The following is a 16111-nucleotide window of genomic DNA, read 5'->3' on the forward strand; positions in this document are numbered from 1 at the left end:
TCGCTATGCTAATGGTTGCCTGGGTGATTGTACGTTAGCGTTTTGGTCGGGGACTGATGACCGCTCGCAGATTGTCGCAAGGGCAGGCCCCCATGGGGGTGGCGCGTCGCCGCTGGCATGAGGAACGGTCGCTGCGGTCCGCTATCAGAATGGCCCGCATGGGCTACTGGGAGTCGCAGAGCGCCGCCGCTACCGATTTCTGGATATCGCCTGAGCTCGCTGCTTTCTACGAATTCGAGACGGTCGATGGCTTGATCCCCATCGTCACAGCGAGCAGGCGCTACGTGCCTGAAAGCCGCAAGATTTTGGAGGCGCATTACGCGACGTGCTGGGCGGAGGGGCGGCCCTATGCGGTGCAAGCGAGGCTTCGCAGGTCCGATGGCAGCCTGCTTGACTGCGTGGTGCATGGCGAGCCGGAATTCGACGCGCTCGGTCAGGTCCGGCGCGTGTCCGGCATTGTCCGCGACGTCACGGAGGAGACCTCCGCATTGCGGCGCCTGGCGGAGAGCGAGCAGCGGCTGGCCGATTTTGTCAGCACCGCCTCGGACTGGTGCTGGGAGAGCGACGCCGCCCATCGGATGCTGCCCTATCCCAAGTCGCTTCCCGGCAATGCGGCGTTCCAGACGGTGGCCGCTGGCGGGAAGGCGCGCTGGGAGCTGGCTTATGCGCCCGAGGACGAGGAGGGCATGGCACGGCTCCGGGCCGACATGGAGGCCCATCGCCCTTTTCGCGACTTCACCTATACGCTGATCGGCCAGGACGGGTCGCGCATCAGTATCTCCACCAGCGGCAAGCCCATCTTCGCTGATGATGGCGCCTTTCTCGGCTATCGCGGCACCTCCAGCGACATCACCCAGCTCAAGGAGGCTGAGCGCCAGCTCGAGCAGCTCGCTTACAGCGATCCTTTGACCGGCCTTGCCAATCGCGCGCTGTTCAAGCGCCAGCTCGCCGCCCTGATCGAAGTCTGCACCCTGGAAGGCCGGGGCGCAGCCGTGCTGCTCATCGACCTCGATCGCTTCAAGGAGGTCAACGATTCCCTCGGCCATGCCGCCGGCGATGAATTGCTGATCCGGGTGGCGGCTGCGCTGCGGCAGGAGTTAGGTCCGCGAGCCTTTATCGCCCGGCTCGGCGGCGACGAATTCGCCGTGCTGGCGGAGGGATGCGGCACGTCCGACGCCGCGCTGACCGGGCTTGCCGATCGGCTCATCGGCAGGCTGTCCGGCCCCGTTGATCTCACCGAGGGCGAGGCCTTCGTCGGCGCCACGATCGGCATCGCCCGCCTGCCGGAGCATGGGGTGACGGCGGAGACCGCCGTGCGCAACGCGGACCTCGCGCTCTACATGGCCAAGGAGGCCGGGCGCGGCCGGGCGCAACTGTTCGAGCCGGTCTATGCCCAGGCGGTCGATCAAAGGCTTGATCTCGCCCGTCATCTGCGCCACGCCGTGGAGGCCGACGCCCTCCAGGCCCATTACCAGCCGCAGGTGGACCTGAGGACCGGCCGCGTCACCGGCTTCGAGGCGCTGCTGCGCTGGACCCATCCCGAGCGCGGGCCGATCTCTCCGGCGGAGTTCATCCCGATCGCCGAAAGCTCCGGGCTGATCGTCGATCTCGGCCTGTGGGTGCTGCGCGAGGCCTGCCGGCAGGGCCGTGCCTGGCTGGATGCCGGATTGCCGCGGCGCTCCGTCTCGGTCAATGTCTCGCCGGCGCAGATCTGGAGTGGGGATTTCGAGACGGCAGTCTCGGCCGTGCTGGCGGAAACCGGCTTTCCGGCGGAGCTGCTCTGCCTGGAGCTCACCGAAAGCCTGTTCGTGGATCATACCGAGCAGCGGATCAGTCGCACGCTGACGGCCCTCTCCGGTCTCGGCGTCCGGCTGGCGCTGGACGATTTTGGCTCAGGCTATTCCTCGCTCGGCTATCTGACGCGCCTGCCTTTCCACTCGCTGAAGGTGGACCGGGCCTTCGTGGATGGCATTTCCACCGCGCCGGAGAAGCGCAAACTGCTCGGCGGCATCATCGCTTTGTCGCACGGGCTGGGCATGAAGGTGGTGGCGGAGGGCGCCGAACTGCCGGCCGAACTGGACTTGCTCGGCGGGCTCGATTGCGACGTGGTGCAGGGCTTCGTCTTTTCCCCGCCGATCGCCGCCGACGAGGCGCCGCTGGTGGCGGCCAGCATCGAGCGCGAGGCGTGCCGGATACAGCCAAAACGGAATCGGCTCCAGGCTAGTTCATGATCGCGGTCAGCGTTGCCGGGCTGTCGATGATCACGGTGCTGCCGCGGACGCCGTACCAGACGGCCTGAACGGTCTGCGGCGCGTTGCCCAGCGGGATGCCGACGACCAGCGTCATCGGGACGCGGCCGAAGCTTGTCGGGCCTGCTCGTTGTAGGTAAAGCTCGCTACGACTGACGAAGGCGTCCCGTTGACCGTGATACCGAAGGTGCCGCCCGGATTGTTATTGCCTTCGGCGTAGGGCATCGGAACGTTGAGGATCATGATGGCGGTGGTGCCGACGCCCTCGGGGATCGTCAGGCTGAGGCCCTTCATCGGTGTGAACGAGCCGGAATTGGTGGACAGGGTGCCGCTGGTCTGCGCGTAAAGGGTCATGTCTCTCTCCAGTTGTCTAAAAAATAAAAGCAATAGGAGATTGAGTAAGGCAATCGGCTTCGAGATTCAAGGGATCAAGGGTTGTGGCCCGACGCGGCATGTTGCCCGTGGCGCTTTGATGGGCAGCGGATTAAAAGCCGGAAATGTTTCGGAGGCGTGACGGTTCGATGAAGCGCGTGGGAGCCTGGCTGTTCTATCTCGTCGGCGCGCTCGCCGTCGGCTATCTCGCGCTGTACGCCTATGCGACGTTCACCGGGCGCGAACTCGTGCCCGGCGATCCCATCCACATCTTTCGCAGGCCGGACGCGCCGAGCTATTCGTAATGCAGGCCATCGCGCCGATGGCCCCTGCGGTTATGTTGCTCAGCCCGCCGTCGCCAGCCGCTGATAGTCGCCCGCCCCATTGCCGGCCGGCGTGATCGGGATGCCGCCATCGGCATATTCGTTCAGCTTGTTGCGCAGCGTGCGGATCGAGATGCCGAGGATGTTGGCGGCATGGGTGCGGTTGCCGAGGCAGTGCTTCAGCGTCTCCAGGATCAGGTCGCGTTCGACGTCGGCGACGGTGCGGCCGACCAGCGCGCGGGTGACCTGCTCGGCGGCGAAGGTGGCGTGCGCGACCGCCGGTGCGGTCTTGGTGAGATCGAGGCGGTCACCGTCCGGCGTCAGGATCGCGTCGGCGCCGATCTCGTCGCCCTGAGCCATCAGGACCGAGCGGTGGATGGTGTTTTCCAGCTCGCGGACGTTGCCCTGCCAGCGGTTTGCGGTCAGGACGCGCCGGGCGTCCGGCGAGATCGGGCGCACCGGCACGCCGTTGGCCTCGGCATATTTCTTGGCGAAATGCTGGGCCAGTTCGAGGATATCGGCCGGGCGGTCGCGCAACGGCGGGATCTTCAGATTGACGACGTTAAGGCGGAACAGCAGGTCCTCGCGGAAGCTGCCTTCGCGCACGGCGTCGGCGAGGTTGCGGTTCGAGGTCGCGATGATGCGGATGTCGACGGCGACGGGCTTGGTGCCGCCGACGCGGTCGATCACGCGCTCCTGGATCGCGCGCAGCAGCTTGGATTGCAGGCGGACGTCCATTTCGGAGATTTCGTCGAGCAGCAGCGTGCCGCCGGTCGCCTCCTCGAACTTGCCGATGCGGCGCGCGATCGCGCCGGTGAAGGCGCCCTTCTCATGGCCGAACAGTTCGGATTCCAGGAGGTGCTCCGGGATCGCCGCGCAATTGATCGAGATGAACGGCCGCTTGGCGCGGCCCGAGCGGGAATGGACGTAGCGCGCCAGCACCTCCTTGCCGGTGCCGGACTCGCCGGTGATCATCACCGAAGCATCCGAGCCCGCGATCTGCTGCGCGAGCTTGATCACCTTGGCCATCGCCTCGTCGCGATAGACGAGATCGCGCGCATCGTTGGCGACCGCGGCGAGCACGGCTGCGATCAATTCGGGATCGGGCGGCAGCGGGATGTATTCCTTGGCGCCGGCGTGGATCGCAGCCACCGCGGCGCGGGCATCGTTGGAGATGCCGCAGGCGACGATCGGGACGTGGATGTGCTCGGCTTCCAGCCGCATCACGAGGTCGCGGATGTCGAGGGCGACATCGACCAGCAGCAGGTCGGCGCCCTTGCCGCCGCGCAGCACGTTCATCGCCTGTTCGGCAGCCTCGACGTGGGTCACGGACGCGCCGTTGTCCATCGCGATCTTGGTGGCGGTCGTGAGTTGGCCCTTCAGGGTGCCAACGATGAGAAGCCGCATGATAGTCTCCTGTTCGTCTGGTCGCGCAGGTCGCGCGCGCACGCGTTGAATTGTTTAAGAGCGGTCCGCCTTGATGATTTCGGTCATGGTCACACCGAGCTTGTCTTCGACCAGCACAACTTCGCCACGCGCCACCAACCGGTTGTTGACATAGATGTCGATCGCTTCGCCGACCCGGCGGTCGAGCTCGAGCACCGTGCCCGGCCCGAGCTTGAGGAGGTCGCCGACGTCCATCTTGGAGCGGCCGAGCACGGCCGACACCTGCACCGGCACGTCGAACACCGCCTCGAGATCGGCGGCGATGCGGGCCGCATTTTCATCTTCGTTGTAACCGACATCGTCGATGGCAGGCGTATCGGTCGAGTTGAGATCGGGAAGCGGGACGTGTGTGTCGGTGTCGCTCATGGTTCAGTCCTCATGGCCGTCAGCCGGCCTGACCGCGGGACGCCAGATAGCGCCCGACGAGTTCGTTGATCTTGGCTTCGATCGTCGCACGCTCCAGCGCCACGCCGCCGTCGGCCCATTCGATCCGGCAGTCGCCGGTGGCGATGGTGGGTTCGGCGAGGATCACCAGCCGGCCCTGGAAGCCGCTCTGCGCCGCCGTCCGTTCGATCTGCTCGCGGGCACCCTCGTACAGCGCGTCGTTGATGCGCACCACGAGATGCGGCGTCGACACCAGATGCGAGAAGCAGTCGCTGACCAGGGCTGTGATCTCGCCGAGCGGCTCGCGGGCGATCAATTCGGAACAGAGCTTGCGGGCGACCGCGACCGCGACGTCGACGGCCTCGGTCTCCATCCGCGTCTCGATGCCGCCAAAGCGCGCCGCGATGCCCTTGATAGCTGTGCCGATCTGCTCCAGCGCCTGCGCGGAACGGCGGTCGCTCTCGACCTTGGCCTCGCGCTGGGCCGCCTCATGGCCGGCGCGATAGGCCCTCGCTTCCGCATCGGCGATCTTCTGCGCGACTTCGGCCGGGGTGGCGGCGCGTTCGCGCGCGCGGTCGGGCGCCGAGAAGTCCGTGTCGAACATGAACTTTGCGGGCGCGGCCATCAGTACACCAACTCGTCGTCGGCGCGGTTCTTGGTCAGGGTGATCTCGCCCTTGGCGGCGAGATCCTTGGCGAGGTTGACGAGCAGCGCCTGCGCCTCGTCGACGTCGCGTAAGCGAACCGGTCCCATCGCGGCCATGTCGTCCATCAGCATCTTGCCGGCGCGCGAGGACATGTTGCCGAGGAAGAAGCTGCGGACTTCCTCGTTGGCGCTCTTCAGCGCGACGCCCAGCTTGTCCTTGTCGATGTTGCGCATCAGCGTCTGGGCCGAGGCGGAGTCCAGCTTGATCAAATCGTCGAAGGTGAACATCAGCGCCTTGATGCGCTCGGCGGATTCGCGGTTTTCCTCTTCCAGCGAGGTGATGAACCGGGTTTCGGTCTGGCGATCGAAATTGTTGAAGATCTCGGCCATCACCTCATGGGCGTCGCGGCGCCGGGTCTGCGACAGGTTCGACATGAACTCGGTGCGCAGCGTCTGCTCGACCCGCTCGATGACTTCCTTCTGCACCGCTTCCATCCGCAGCATGCGCCCGACGACGTCGAGCGCGATGTCCTCGGGCAGGATCGCGAGCACGCGGGCGGCATGCTCCGGCTTCAGCTTCGACAGCACGACGGCGATGGTCTGCGGGTATTCGTTCTTGAGGTAGTTGGCGAGCACCTCTTCCTGGACGTTGGAGAGCTTCTCCCACATATTGCGGCCGGCGGGACCGCGGATCTCGTCCATGATGCCGGTGACGCGCTCGGACGGCAAATATTGCTGCAGCAGGCGTTCGGTGGCGTCGAAATTACCCATCAGCGCGCCGGAGGCCGACATCCGCGAGACGAATTCGAGCATCAGGTCCTCGACCACGTCGGCCTCGACGGTGCCGAGCGTCGACATCTGCACCGACAATTCGCGGACCTCGTCGTCGTCGAGCATCGCCCAGATCTTGCCGCCATGCTGCTCGCCGAGCGCGAGCATCAGGATCGCCGCACGCTTCGGGCCGGACAGCGGCTTGCTCTTCGGCCGGCCACTTTGCCGGCTCGCCAGCGTCGAGAGGACGTTGGTGATGTCGTTCTGGTTTGTGGTCTGCGGTAAGGCCATGTCAGCTCTCGGCAGGCTCGCTCAACCATTGACGGACAATGGAGACGGTCTCGTTCGGATTGCGTTCGGCCAGTTCGCCGACCCGATGTACGGCTTGGGCGTGGACCTGGCCCTGGATCTGGGCGACGTCGATCAATTGCGCCGCGGCACTGTTGTTCGGGATCAGGGCCTGGCCGGTCGCTCCGGCCGAACCGTCGGCGCCATGCGCGCCGGCGTCGGCGAGGGCGGGCACTGTGCCTGCACGGGGAGCCGGGTCGGCGGCCACGATGCGCTTGACCAGCGGACGGACCACCATGAACAGCACGACCAGGCCGAGCAGCATCATCACGCCGAGCTCGATGACGTACATGACGTCGTCCTTGGTGAATTGCAGCATGCCGAGCAGGCCGGTCGGCTCGATGATCGGGGTCGTCGCCGGCGGTTCGGCAAAGCGGAGATTGACGACCTCGACCTGGTCGCCGCGCTTCTGGTCGAAACCGATCGCCGAGCGCACCAGGGTGGCGATACGGTCGAGCTGCTCCTTGCTGCGGTCCTGGTAGACCATCTCGCCTTTTTCGTTCTTGGCGTAGCTGCCATCGACTAGCACCGCGACCGAGATCCGGTTGACGCGGCCGGCCTCAGTGACCTCGGTCTTGGTGGTGCGGGAAATCTCGTAATTGTTGGTTTCCTCGCTCTTCTTGCTCTGGTCCTTGGCGCGGGCGGCGTTGTCGTTGTTCTGGTTGCCGGGCAGCTCGTTGTTGACCGTGACCTGGCCGGAATTGTCGGCGGTGAGGCTACTTTCCTCGCGGGTCTGGCTCGAACGCAGCACGCGGCCTTCGGGGTCGAACTTGTCCGAGGTCTCGGTGATCTTGTTGAAGTCGAAATCGGCCGCGAGCTGGACGCGGGCACGGCCGGCGCCGACCACCGAGGAGACGATGTCCTCGACCTGCTTGCGGATCCGCTTCTCGTAGGCGGTGCGGCGCTCGTCGCCGGCGGTGGCATCGCCATCGGTGGCGGCGCCGTCGGCGAGCAACTGGCCTGACTCGTCGACGATCGAGACGCGCTGCGGTTTCAGCCCGTTGACGGCGGAGGCGACCACGTGGCGGATGGCGCGGATCTGCTGCGGTTCGAGGGCGCCGCGCACCCGCAGCACGATCGAGGCGGACGGCTCCGGCGTCTCGCGCGAGAACAGCGGCCGCTCAGGCAGCACCAGATGGACGCGCGCGGCCTGGACGCGGTCGATGGCGCGGATGGTGCGGGACAGTTCGCCCTCCAGCGCGCGCAGATGATTGATGTTCTGGACGAAGCTCGTGGTGCCCAAGGCGTCCGATTTGTCGAAGATCTCGTAGCCGACCCCGCCGCCCTTGGGCATGCCGCCCTCGGCGAGCTTCATCCGCAGCCGGGTCACCTTGTCCTTCGGCACCATGATCGCGGCACCGTCATTGCGCAGTTCGTAGGGGATCGCCTGACGCTCCAGCTCCTTGATAATTCCGGAGGAATCCTCGGTCGACAGGTCGGTGAAGAGGGTGGTCATCTGCGGCGTGGTGACGCGCATGATGACGAAGGCGAAGAAACCGATCAGGGCGGCGGTGACCGCCACCATTGCCACAAGCCGGGCCGCACCAAGACCTCGCAGGAAAGCAACCAGACTTTGCACGCACGGCCCCCAGGATTCGGCCCCGATGGGTCCGACTGGGCAAATATTGCCTAGGGTATGGTTTCTATCTGGTTAACGAAGGTTAAGGTCCACGGCAAAAGCGCGGACATGAAAAAAACCGGCTTCGCAAAGCAAAGCCGGTTTTCGTCAAATGCCGCAGGTATTGGTTTCTGCTTACTGCCGATACTGCTGGATCCGGGTGGTCCGCAGCCCGGCCAGACCATGCTGGTCGATCGAGAACTGCCAGGATAGGAATTCATCAACGGTCAGCGTATATCGGCTGCAGGCTTCCTCGAGAGAAAGCAGGCCGCCGCGGACCGCGGCTACGACTTCGGCCTTGCGGCGGATAACCCACCGTTTGGTACCGGGCGCAGGCAGGTCCGCAATCGTTAACGGGCTGCCGTCAGGCCCGATGACGTATTTCACCCTCGGGCGATGGGGTTCTGTCATGGCGTACTCACAAACTCTCAACCACTGAACTCACTGTGGTAACCTACGCGGGCCGGCTTAAAATTTGCCTAAGCCCAAGCGTTCAATACGAATCTCGTTGGAATGGCCGGGAACTGAGGCCTCGGACCCCCTGCTTCGCGGTCGAAAGTGTCCACGATGTCTCCGAACACCCGTCCACCATGTCCCGGTCTGTACAGGCGCGTACCGCGGGCGCGACCATCGATGGGAGCGCTGTTTCTCGGTCGCGCGTATCGAAGCGCGTAGATTATATCGTCGGACGCATCGGACCGCGTGCGAGCGCCAGCAAGGCTGCGGCGAGTTCTTCTGCAGCCTTGTCCGGCCGCCGCTTCTCGTAGATTGCAAATTCAAGATCGGGCAGCTGCGGCAGGCCGTGCTCGATGCCGAGCACGCGCAGACCTGCGGTCACCGCGCTCAAGGGAAGTGGTGTGATGGCGAGGCCCGCGACTGCCGCCGCGCGGACGCCGGTCAGGCTTGGGCTGGTATAGACGATCTCCCAGCTGAGTTCGCCATTGCGCAACGCGGAGAGTGCCGCGTCGCGCGACACCGATCGCTCGCGATACAGCGCCAGCGGCAGCGGTGCACCGGGGATCAGGTCGAACGCCTCGGAAGCGGTCCACACCAGTGGTTCGCGCCACACTAGGCGTCCCTTTGACGTTCCGAGCGGACGCTTGGCGAACACCAAATCGAGCCGCCCCGCATTGAGCTGCTCGATCAGCTCGGCGCTCACTCCAATCTGTACCTCGAGCTTGACGCCACGATGAAGTGCGGCAAAGCGGCCCAGCGCCGACGGCAGCGAACCGCCTGCCACTTCCTCGACCACCCCGAGCCGCACCGAGCCAGACAGACGTGGCGCCATCAGCCGCTGCCGGGCCGCCTCCTCGAGCTGAAGCAGGCGCCGCGCATCGCCAAGCAGCATCTCGCCCTCGTCGGTCAGCGCGACACTGCGCGTCGTGCGCCGAAACAGGGGGCGCCTGGTCTCGACTTCGAGGCGCTTGATCTGCTGACTGATCGTCGACTGGGTCAGATTGAGCTGTTCGGCGGCACGGTGGAAGCCGCCGCAATCCGCGACCGCGACAAAGGCACGCAAGAGCTCCAGGTCGAGCATGCGATTGATCCATATATGTAATCAATCATATTATAGAATATCGTTTCTATTATCAATGATGGCCTCCTACCTTCGCTTCAGGCAACAAAGCGGATGAGGTTCATCATGTCCCAGACTTCACAACCAGCGGCCGATCGCGCGACGCGGCTGCAGCGCGCACGCGACGTCTGCGGCGCCAACGGAAAAATCTGTCCGCCCGAGCGCACGACGCAATTGCTCGAAGCGATCATCATGTCCGGCGATCGCGTGGCGCTCGAAGGCGACAACCAGAAGCAGGCGGACTTCCTTGCAGCTTGCTTGGCGAAGATGGATCCGGCACGCGTTCACGATCTGCACATGGTGCAGTCGGTTCTGGCGCTTCCCGACCATCTGGCCGTGTTCGAGCGCGGCATCGCAAACCGGCTGGATTTCGCCTTTGCCGGTCCGCAAAGCCGCCGGCTTGCCGAACTGGTCGCCGCCAAGGCGCTCAAGATCGGCGCCATCCATACCTATCTCGAACTCTATGCGCGCATGCTGGTCGACCTGACACCGCATGTTGCCCTGGTCGTTGCCGACAAGGCGGACCGCGGCGGTAACCTCTATACCGGCCCGAACACCGAAGACACGCCCACCATCGTTGAGGCAGCCGCGTTCCGCGGCGGCATTGTCGTGGCGCAAGTCAACGAGATCGTCGATCGGCTGCCGCGTGTCGACATTCCCGGCGACTGGGTCGATGTCGTGGTGCCGGGCCCGAAGCCTTATGCGATCGATCCGCTGTTCACGCGCGATCCCGCCAAGATCAGGAACGAGAACGTCCTGATGGCCATGATGGCGATTTCAGCGGTGTACGAGCCTTACCAGGTGACGCGGCTCAATCACGGCATCGGCTACGCCACCGCGGCGATCGAACTGCTGCTGCCGACCTTTGCGGCGCGGCGCGGGCTGAAGGGCAAGGTCGCACGGAATTTCGTGCTCAACCCGCATCCGACACTGATCCCGGCGATCGAATCAGGCTTTGTCGACAGCGTCTATTGCTTCGGCTCCGAACTCGGCATGGAGCGCTATGTCGCAAACCGCGCGCACGTGTTTCCGATCGGCGCGGACGGCAGTCTGCGTTCGAACCGGACGCTTGCCCAGGTCGCCGGACAATATGCCTGCGATCTCTTTGTCGGCGGCACGCTGCAGATCGACCCGCAGGGCAACAGCTCCACCGCCACCAAAGGGCGAATCACCGGCTTCGGCGGCGCGCCGAACATGGGCGCGGACGCGCGCGGCCGACGCCACGACAGTCCCGCCTGGTTGCGTGCCGGCGAGGAGGCAGGAGAGAGCCTGCGCGGCCGCAAGCTGGTGGTCCAGATGGTCCAGACCCGTCAGCCAAACGGTGCGCCGAGTTTTGTCGAGCGCCTCGATGCGTACGACCTCGCGGCATCGGCCGGGTTCGCACTGCCGCCGGTGATGGTCTATGGCGACGATGTCAGCCACGTCATCACCGAGCAGGGCGTCTGCAATCTGCTGCGCTGCCGCTCGCCTGGAGAGCGCGAGGCTGCGTTGCGCGCGGTCGCCGGCGACACCGATTTCGGCAAGCGGCAGGACGCCGAAACGACCGAGGCCCTTCGTCGCCGCGGCATCGTGATGTTTCCCTCCGATCTCGGCATCGAGAGCGCGACGGCGACCCGCGACTGGCTCGCCGCGAAGACGATCGATGACCTCGTGGTTGCGTCCGGTGGCCTCTACGCGCCGCCTGCAAAATTCCGCACCGTTGCGCGCGCGTAACACAAGGAGGCTACAATGACCCCAACCGAGCAAATCTCAAGCCGTGAGCCAGCGTCGCCCGAGGGTGCCAAGCAACTTGCCGCGGCCCTGCTGTCGGAGCGCGGCGAAGCGTCCGGCGCGATGATCGCGCGGGAGCTGCACCGGACGATGCAAACGCTGGATGCTGCCGGCCGGCACGGCTTTCAAAACTATCTGGCCGCCGCGTTTCAGCCCGACCCGACGACACTGCGTGACGCGGCCAAACGCTATCTCGCGGATAGCACCGCGGAAGCGGCGGCAGCGCTGGCCCAGGCTGCCGATCCGCCCCGGCAGGAGGTATTGCGGCGAATGAACATGGCGCCCGGCGGCACGGCCGTGCTGATCGCGATGCGCAGCGAAATCACCCCGCATCTGAAGTCCGATCCGGATCTCAAGCTGCTCGATGCCGATCTCAAGCATCTGTTTGCCTCGTGGTTCAATCGCGGCTTTCTCGAACTGCGCCGGATCGACTGGCAATCGCCGGCCGCGGTGCTCGAGAAGCTGATCGCCCACGAGGCGGTGCATGAGATCAAGGGCTGGGATGATCTGCGGCGCCGCCTTGCGCCGGACCGGCGCTGCTTTGCCTTTTTCCATCCCGCGCTTCCCGGCGAGCCGCTGATCTTCGTCGAGGTCGCGCTGGTGGAAGGACTGGCGACCGCGCTTGCGCCATTGCTGTTGCCGGACACCGATGAAGACACGGCGCGAACGCGCGGCGCGCGCGCCGATACCGCGATCTTCTATTCGATCTCCAACTGTCAGGACGGGCTTCGCGGCGTATCGTTCGGCAATTTCCTGATCAAGCAGGTGGTCGAGGAGCTGCAGACCGAATTCCCGCAGCTGCAGCGCTTTTCCACGCTGTCGCCGATACCGGGCTTCCGGCGCTGGCTCGGCCAGGGCTCCGCATCCGGCCATGACGCTGCCGCGATGCTGCGAGATATTGACAGCGAAGACTGGTGGCGCGACGCGGCAAAGAGCGAGGCGTTGCGTCCCGTGCTGATGAAGCTGTGCGCGCAATATCTGACGCGTTCACCGGCGTCGGGAAATCGTATCGACCCCGTCGCACGCTTCCATCTCGGCAACGGTGCGCGGCTGGAGCGGATCAACTGGCTCGGCAACACGGCCGGCCGCGCGATGCAGGAATCCTTCGGCATCATGGTCAATTATCTTTACGACCACGACAGCATCGAACGTAACCACGAGGCCTTTGCGCGCGTAGGAGAGATTGTCCGTTCGCCGCAGGTGGACGCGCTGCTGTAACCAATCAATCGACTGCACAATGATGGAGTAAATGTCATGATGATGAACAGACGCACCTTCGCGACCACCTTACTCGCCGGCGCGGCGGCTTCCCTGGTCTCCACGCGCGGCATCGCCGCAACTTCGCCGCCGGTGAAGGCGCGCAACGTTGTGCTGGTGCACGGACTGTTTGCCGATGGATCCTGCTGGTCCGAGGTCATCCCACAGCTGCAGGCGGCCGGGCTCAATGTGACGTCGGTGCAGAATCCGCTGACCACGCTGCCCGACGCTGTTGCCTCAGCCCAGCGCGTGCTCGATCGCCAGGATGGCCCGACGGTTCTGGTCGGTCATTCCTTCTCCGGAATGATCGTCAGCGAGGCCGGCGTGCATCCGAAGGTCTCGGCGCTGGTGTATGTGGCCGCGCGCGCGCCTGACGCGGGCGAGGACTACACCGCCTTGGCGAAGACCTATCCGACCCCGCCGGCAAGCGCAGGCATCGTGTTCGATGGCGATGAGGGCCGGCTCTCCGAGCAGGCCTTCCTGCACGATTTCGCAGGCGACCTGCCGGAAGCAAAGGCGAAGGTGCTCTATGCGGTGCAGCAGCCTTTCCACAAGGCCCTGTTGACCGGCAAGACCACCCAGGCGGCCTGGCGAACCAAGCCGAGCTGGTACGCGGTCTCGACCGAAGACCGCACCATCAATCCGGATCTCGAACGCTTCATGGCCAAGCGGATGGGCGCCACCACGATCGAGGTGAAGGCAAGCCATCTCGGGTTGATCTCGCAGCCCGACGCGATTGCACGGCTGATCCTCGATGCTGCGGGGCAGCCGGCTTGATCGCGGGCCGTGGGGCGGTCCGCGAAGGGCCGCCTCATCAGCCCGTCGCTAGAACAGCGCCGACTCGCGGTTCAACCGGAATGATTGTCGACAGATCAGACCGGCATGATCCCCGACAATTCCTCCGTGATCCATGTGACGAAGGCGCGTGCCGCTGGCGAAGCCGCGCGCTCCGAAGCCGGCACGGCCGCAAGGCCATCCGCAAACGGGACAAAGCCGCAAGGTGCGATCAGTCTTTCAGCGGCAAGGTCGTCACGCACCATCCGCTGCTCGACCAGCGCGACACCGAGGCCGGACACGGCTGCCTCGATGCAGAGGTGGGTGTGCGGAAAGCTCAGCTCCGTGTCGTTCCTGACCACGATCCCGCTGTTGTCTTGCCACGTCGTCCAGGCGCGTGTGGTGTATTCGTGCGTGATCCGGGTCTGGCAAATGAGACGCCGCTGCCTGGCCGCTACGCGGTAGCGCGGCGCGCACACCGGTCCGAACGCGACATTGGCGATACGGACCGCGCGCGTGCGGTCGCGCTCCGGATAGGACTGCCGATCCCACGCGAGCACCAGGTCGGCGCCTTGATGCCTGATCTCGCGCGCGGACGTCATCGAGAGGCGCACGCGGACGTCAGGATGCTGGCGATAGAAACCGGGAAGATGCGGCACCAGCCAGCGCATCGCGAAGGTGGCGCTGCACGCGACATGCACGCTCGATCCCCGCGCGTCGTCCAGCACCCGAAGCCATCCCTGCTCCAGTTGATCGAGCGCCTGGGTCACCACCTGCCGCAACGTCTCGCCCTGCGGGTTGAGACGCAGCCCGGTGCCGGCCTTGTCGAACAGCGCGGCGCCGGCGTGCTCTTGGAGCGCGCGGATTTGCCGGCTGACCGCACCGTGGGTGCGGCCAAGCTCCTCGGCCGCGCGGGTGACCGAGCCGAGACGCGCGGTCGCTTCAAAGGCCTTCAGGGCAAACAGCGGTGGCAGGCGGCGCGACATCGGTTTGTACTCTGTGAGTTTAGATCACAGATACATGAAGCGAACTCGATATCAAATCCGCACCCTGCAGCATAGGAACAGAGCATCGTGATATTCGGCCGCGACCATCTTGTGCAAATGGATCACAGAGCTTCGCCAGCGCTGCCGATCCCGCGCGCCTCCATCACTCCAGGGAATCGTCCGCTCATGACAACCATCATCCACATTCTCGGCAGCGAGATCCTCGACAGCCGCGGCAATCCGACGATCGAGGTCGAAATCGTGCTCGAGGACGGCGCGCGGGGACGCGCAGCGGTGCCATCAGGCGCATCGACCGGCCTGCACGAGGCGCATGAGCGGCGTGACGGCGGCGACCGATTTTTGGGACGCGGCGTGCTGCACGCCGCCGGCGCTGTTAACACCGAGATCCGCGACGCGCTGTGCGGAATGGATGCGCTGGCGCAGGCCAGCATCGATCAGGCCATGATTGCGCTCGATGGCACGCCCAACAAAAGCAGGCTCGGCGCCAATGCCATCCTCGGCGTTTCGCTCGCGGTCGCGAAGGCCGCAGCCGTCTCGCGCAAGCTCCCGCTCTACCGCTACCTCGGTGGCGTCAACGCCCGGCTGCTGCCGGCCGCCGGCATGAACATTATCAATGGCGGGGCGCACGCCGACAACCCGCTGGATTTCCAGGAATTCATGATCATGCCGATCGGCGCGCCGAGCTTCGCGGAAGCAGTGCGGATGGGGGCCGAGATATTCCACACGCTGAAGGGGGAGCTGGCGCGAGCCGGGCATCAGACCAATGTCGGCGACGAAGGCGGCTTCGCGCCCAATGTCGGCAGCGCCATCGAGGCGATCGATCTGATCATGGAAGCTATCCGCAAAGCGGGATACCGGGCCGGACCCGACATCGCCATCGTGATCGACCCGGCGGTGTCGGAATTCTTTGAGGACGGCACCTATCACTATCGCGGCGAGAAGCTGATCCGATCGGTCGACGAGCACGCGCAATATCTGGTCGATATCGTCAGGCAATATCGGGTGTGCTCGATCGAGGATCCGATGGCCGAGAACGACCACTCCGGCTGGAAGCTCATCACCGGGGCGATCGGCACGACGTGCCAGCTCACCGGCGATGACGTCTTCTGCACCAATATCGGCCTCCTGGAGGCGGGCATCCGTGACGGCATCGCCAACTCGATCCTCATCAAGGTCAACCAGATCGGGACTCTCACGGAGTCGCTGCAGGCCGTGGCTCGCGCCCACAAGGCCGGGTACACGGCGGTGATGTCGCACCGCTCGGGCGAGACCGAGGACACCACGGTCGCCGACCTCGCGGTGGCCACCAACTGCGGACAGATCAAGACCGGCTCATTGTCGCGCTCCGATCGGACGGCGAAGTACAATCGCCTGATGCGGATCGAGCGCGAGCTGGGCGCGGAGGCCGTCTATGCCGGTCGCGATGCGATCAATGTCGGCCTGCCGCAGTGGACGGCATGAGACTGATCGCCATCAAGGGGATGCCCGCCCTGCTCAAGGCGCTCAAGCCCTGTCCAGTGTGAGCCCACCTTCTTGCCCTTAGTTCCGGGCGCAACGCCGACGTTTTTGCA

At 65.2% G+C, this 16111-nt stretch carries 14 protein-coding genes and 1 pseudogene; 6 read left to right on the forward strand and 9 right to left on the reverse strand.

Annotated elements, in window-relative coordinates:
• Positions 1–158: 158 nt before the first annotated feature.
• Positions 159–2231, forward strand: coding sequence for a putative bifunctional diguanylate cyclase/phosphodiesterase (locus UP10_RS16930; RefSeq protein WP_245321767.1), 2073 nt, complete (start codon positions 159–161; stop codon positions 2229–2231).
• Here the strand turns inward: UP10_RS16930 and UP10_RS16935 are convergent.
• Positions 2221–2603: pseudogene (locus UP10_RS16935) on the reverse strand (hypothetical protein). The gene UP10_RS16930 and the pseudogene UP10_RS16935 sit on opposite strands and share 11 nt — an antisense overlap.
• Before the next feature lie 167 nt (positions 2604–2770).
• On the opposite strand from UP10_RS16935, the gene UP10_RS45285 reads away from it, so the two are divergent.
• Positions 2771–2926 (forward strand): hypothetical protein, encoded by a 156-nt coding sequence (locus UP10_RS45285; protein WP_044588462.1) that lies wholly within the window; start codon positions 2771–2773, stop codon positions 2924–2926.
• 39 nt (positions 2927–2965) lie between these two features.
• Here UP10_RS45285 and flbD read toward each other — a convergent pair whose 3' ends face one another.
• The 7 genes from flbD to UP10_RS16975 all read right to left on the reverse strand — a co-directional run bounded on the left by flbD (position 2966) and on the right by UP10_RS16975 (position 9693).
• Positions 2966–4351, reverse strand: coding sequence for a sigma-54-dependent transcriptional regulator FlbD (gene flbD / locus UP10_RS16945; RefSeq protein WP_044588463.1), 1386 nt, complete (start codon positions 4349–4351; stop codon positions 2966–2968).
• A gap of 54 nt (positions 4352–4405) precedes the next feature.
• A complete protein-coding gene (gene fliN, locus UP10_RS16950) occupies positions 4406–4756 on the reverse strand; it encodes a flagellar motor switch protein FliN (protein WP_044588464.1) in 351 nt (116 codons plus the stop codon).
• A 19-nt stretch (positions 4757–4775) separates the two neighbouring features.
• On the reverse strand, positions 4776–5399 hold the full coding sequence (locus UP10_RS16955; protein ID WP_044588465.1) for a FliH/SctL family protein: 624 nt from the start codon (positions 5397–5399) through the stop codon (positions 4776–4778).
• Complete coding sequence (gene fliG, locus UP10_RS16960; protein ID WP_044537167.1) at positions 5399–6481, reverse strand: flagellar motor switch protein FliG; 1083 nt, start codon at positions 6479–6481, stop codon at positions 5399–5401. Before fliG ends, UP10_RS16955 begins: the two co-directional genes overlap by 1 nt.
• 1 nt (position 6482) lies before the next feature.
• Entirely contained in the window at positions 6483–8117 is a 1635-nt protein-coding gene (gene fliF, locus UP10_RS16965; protein WP_044588466.1) for a flagellar basal-body MS-ring/collar protein FliF, read from the reverse strand.
• A 174-nt stretch (positions 8118–8291) separates the two neighbouring features.
• Entirely contained in the window at positions 8292–8567 is a 276-nt protein-coding gene (gene sciP / locus UP10_RS16970; RefSeq protein WP_002714638.1) for a CtrA inhibitor SciP, read from the reverse strand.
• Between the two features lie 265 nt (positions 8568–8832).
• Positions 8833–9693 (reverse strand): LysR substrate-binding domain-containing protein, encoded by an 861-nt coding sequence (locus UP10_RS16975; RefSeq protein WP_044588467.1) that lies wholly within the window; start codon positions 9691–9693, stop codon positions 8833–8835.
• A gap of 105 nt (positions 9694–9798) precedes the next feature.
• On the opposite strand from UP10_RS16975, the gene mdcA reads away from it, so the two are divergent.
• Genes mdcA through UP10_RS16990 form a run of 3 tightly spaced genes read left to right on the forward strand, consistent with a single transcriptional unit; the run spans position 9799 to position 13536 of the window.
• Positions 9799–11445 carry a malonate decarboxylase subunit alpha gene (mdcA, locus tag UP10_RS16980; protein ID WP_044588520.1) on the forward strand — a complete coding sequence of 549 codons (1647 nt, stop codon included), beginning with the start codon at positions 9799–9801 and terminating at the stop codon, positions 11443–11445.
• A 15-nt stretch (positions 11446–11460) separates the two neighbouring features.
• A complete protein-coding gene (locus tag UP10_RS16985; protein WP_044588468.1) occupies positions 11461–12720 on the forward strand; it encodes a malonyl-CoA decarboxylase in 1260 nt (419 codons plus the stop codon).
• Between the two features lie 36 nt (positions 12721–12756).
• The gene (locus UP10_RS16990) at positions 12757–13536 is read left to right on the forward strand and encodes an alpha/beta fold hydrolase (RefSeq protein WP_044588469.1); all 780 of its coding nucleotides are present in this window, start codon (positions 12757–12759) and stop codon (positions 13534–13536) included.
• 95 nt (positions 13537–13631) lie between these two features.
• Here UP10_RS16990 and UP10_RS16995 read toward each other — a convergent pair whose 3' ends face one another.
• The gene (locus UP10_RS16995) at positions 13632–14519 is read right to left on the reverse strand and encodes a LysR substrate-binding domain-containing protein (protein ID WP_044588470.1); all 888 of its coding nucleotides are present in this window, start codon (positions 14517–14519) and stop codon (positions 13632–13634) included.
• 186 nt (positions 14520–14705) lie between these two features.
• On the opposite strand from UP10_RS16995, the gene eno reads away from it, so the two are divergent.
• Positions 14706–16001, forward strand: a complete 1296-nt coding sequence (eno, locus tag UP10_RS17000) for a phosphopyruvate hydratase (protein WP_044588471.1) — start codon at positions 14706–14708, stop codon at positions 15999–16001.
• Positions 16002–16111 lie beyond the last annotated feature (110 nt).

The sequence above is a fragment of the Bradyrhizobium sp. LTSPM299 genome (assembly GCF_000938235.1).
GTDB lineage: Bacteria > Pseudomonadota > Alphaproteobacteria > Rhizobiales > Xanthobacteraceae > Bradyrhizobium.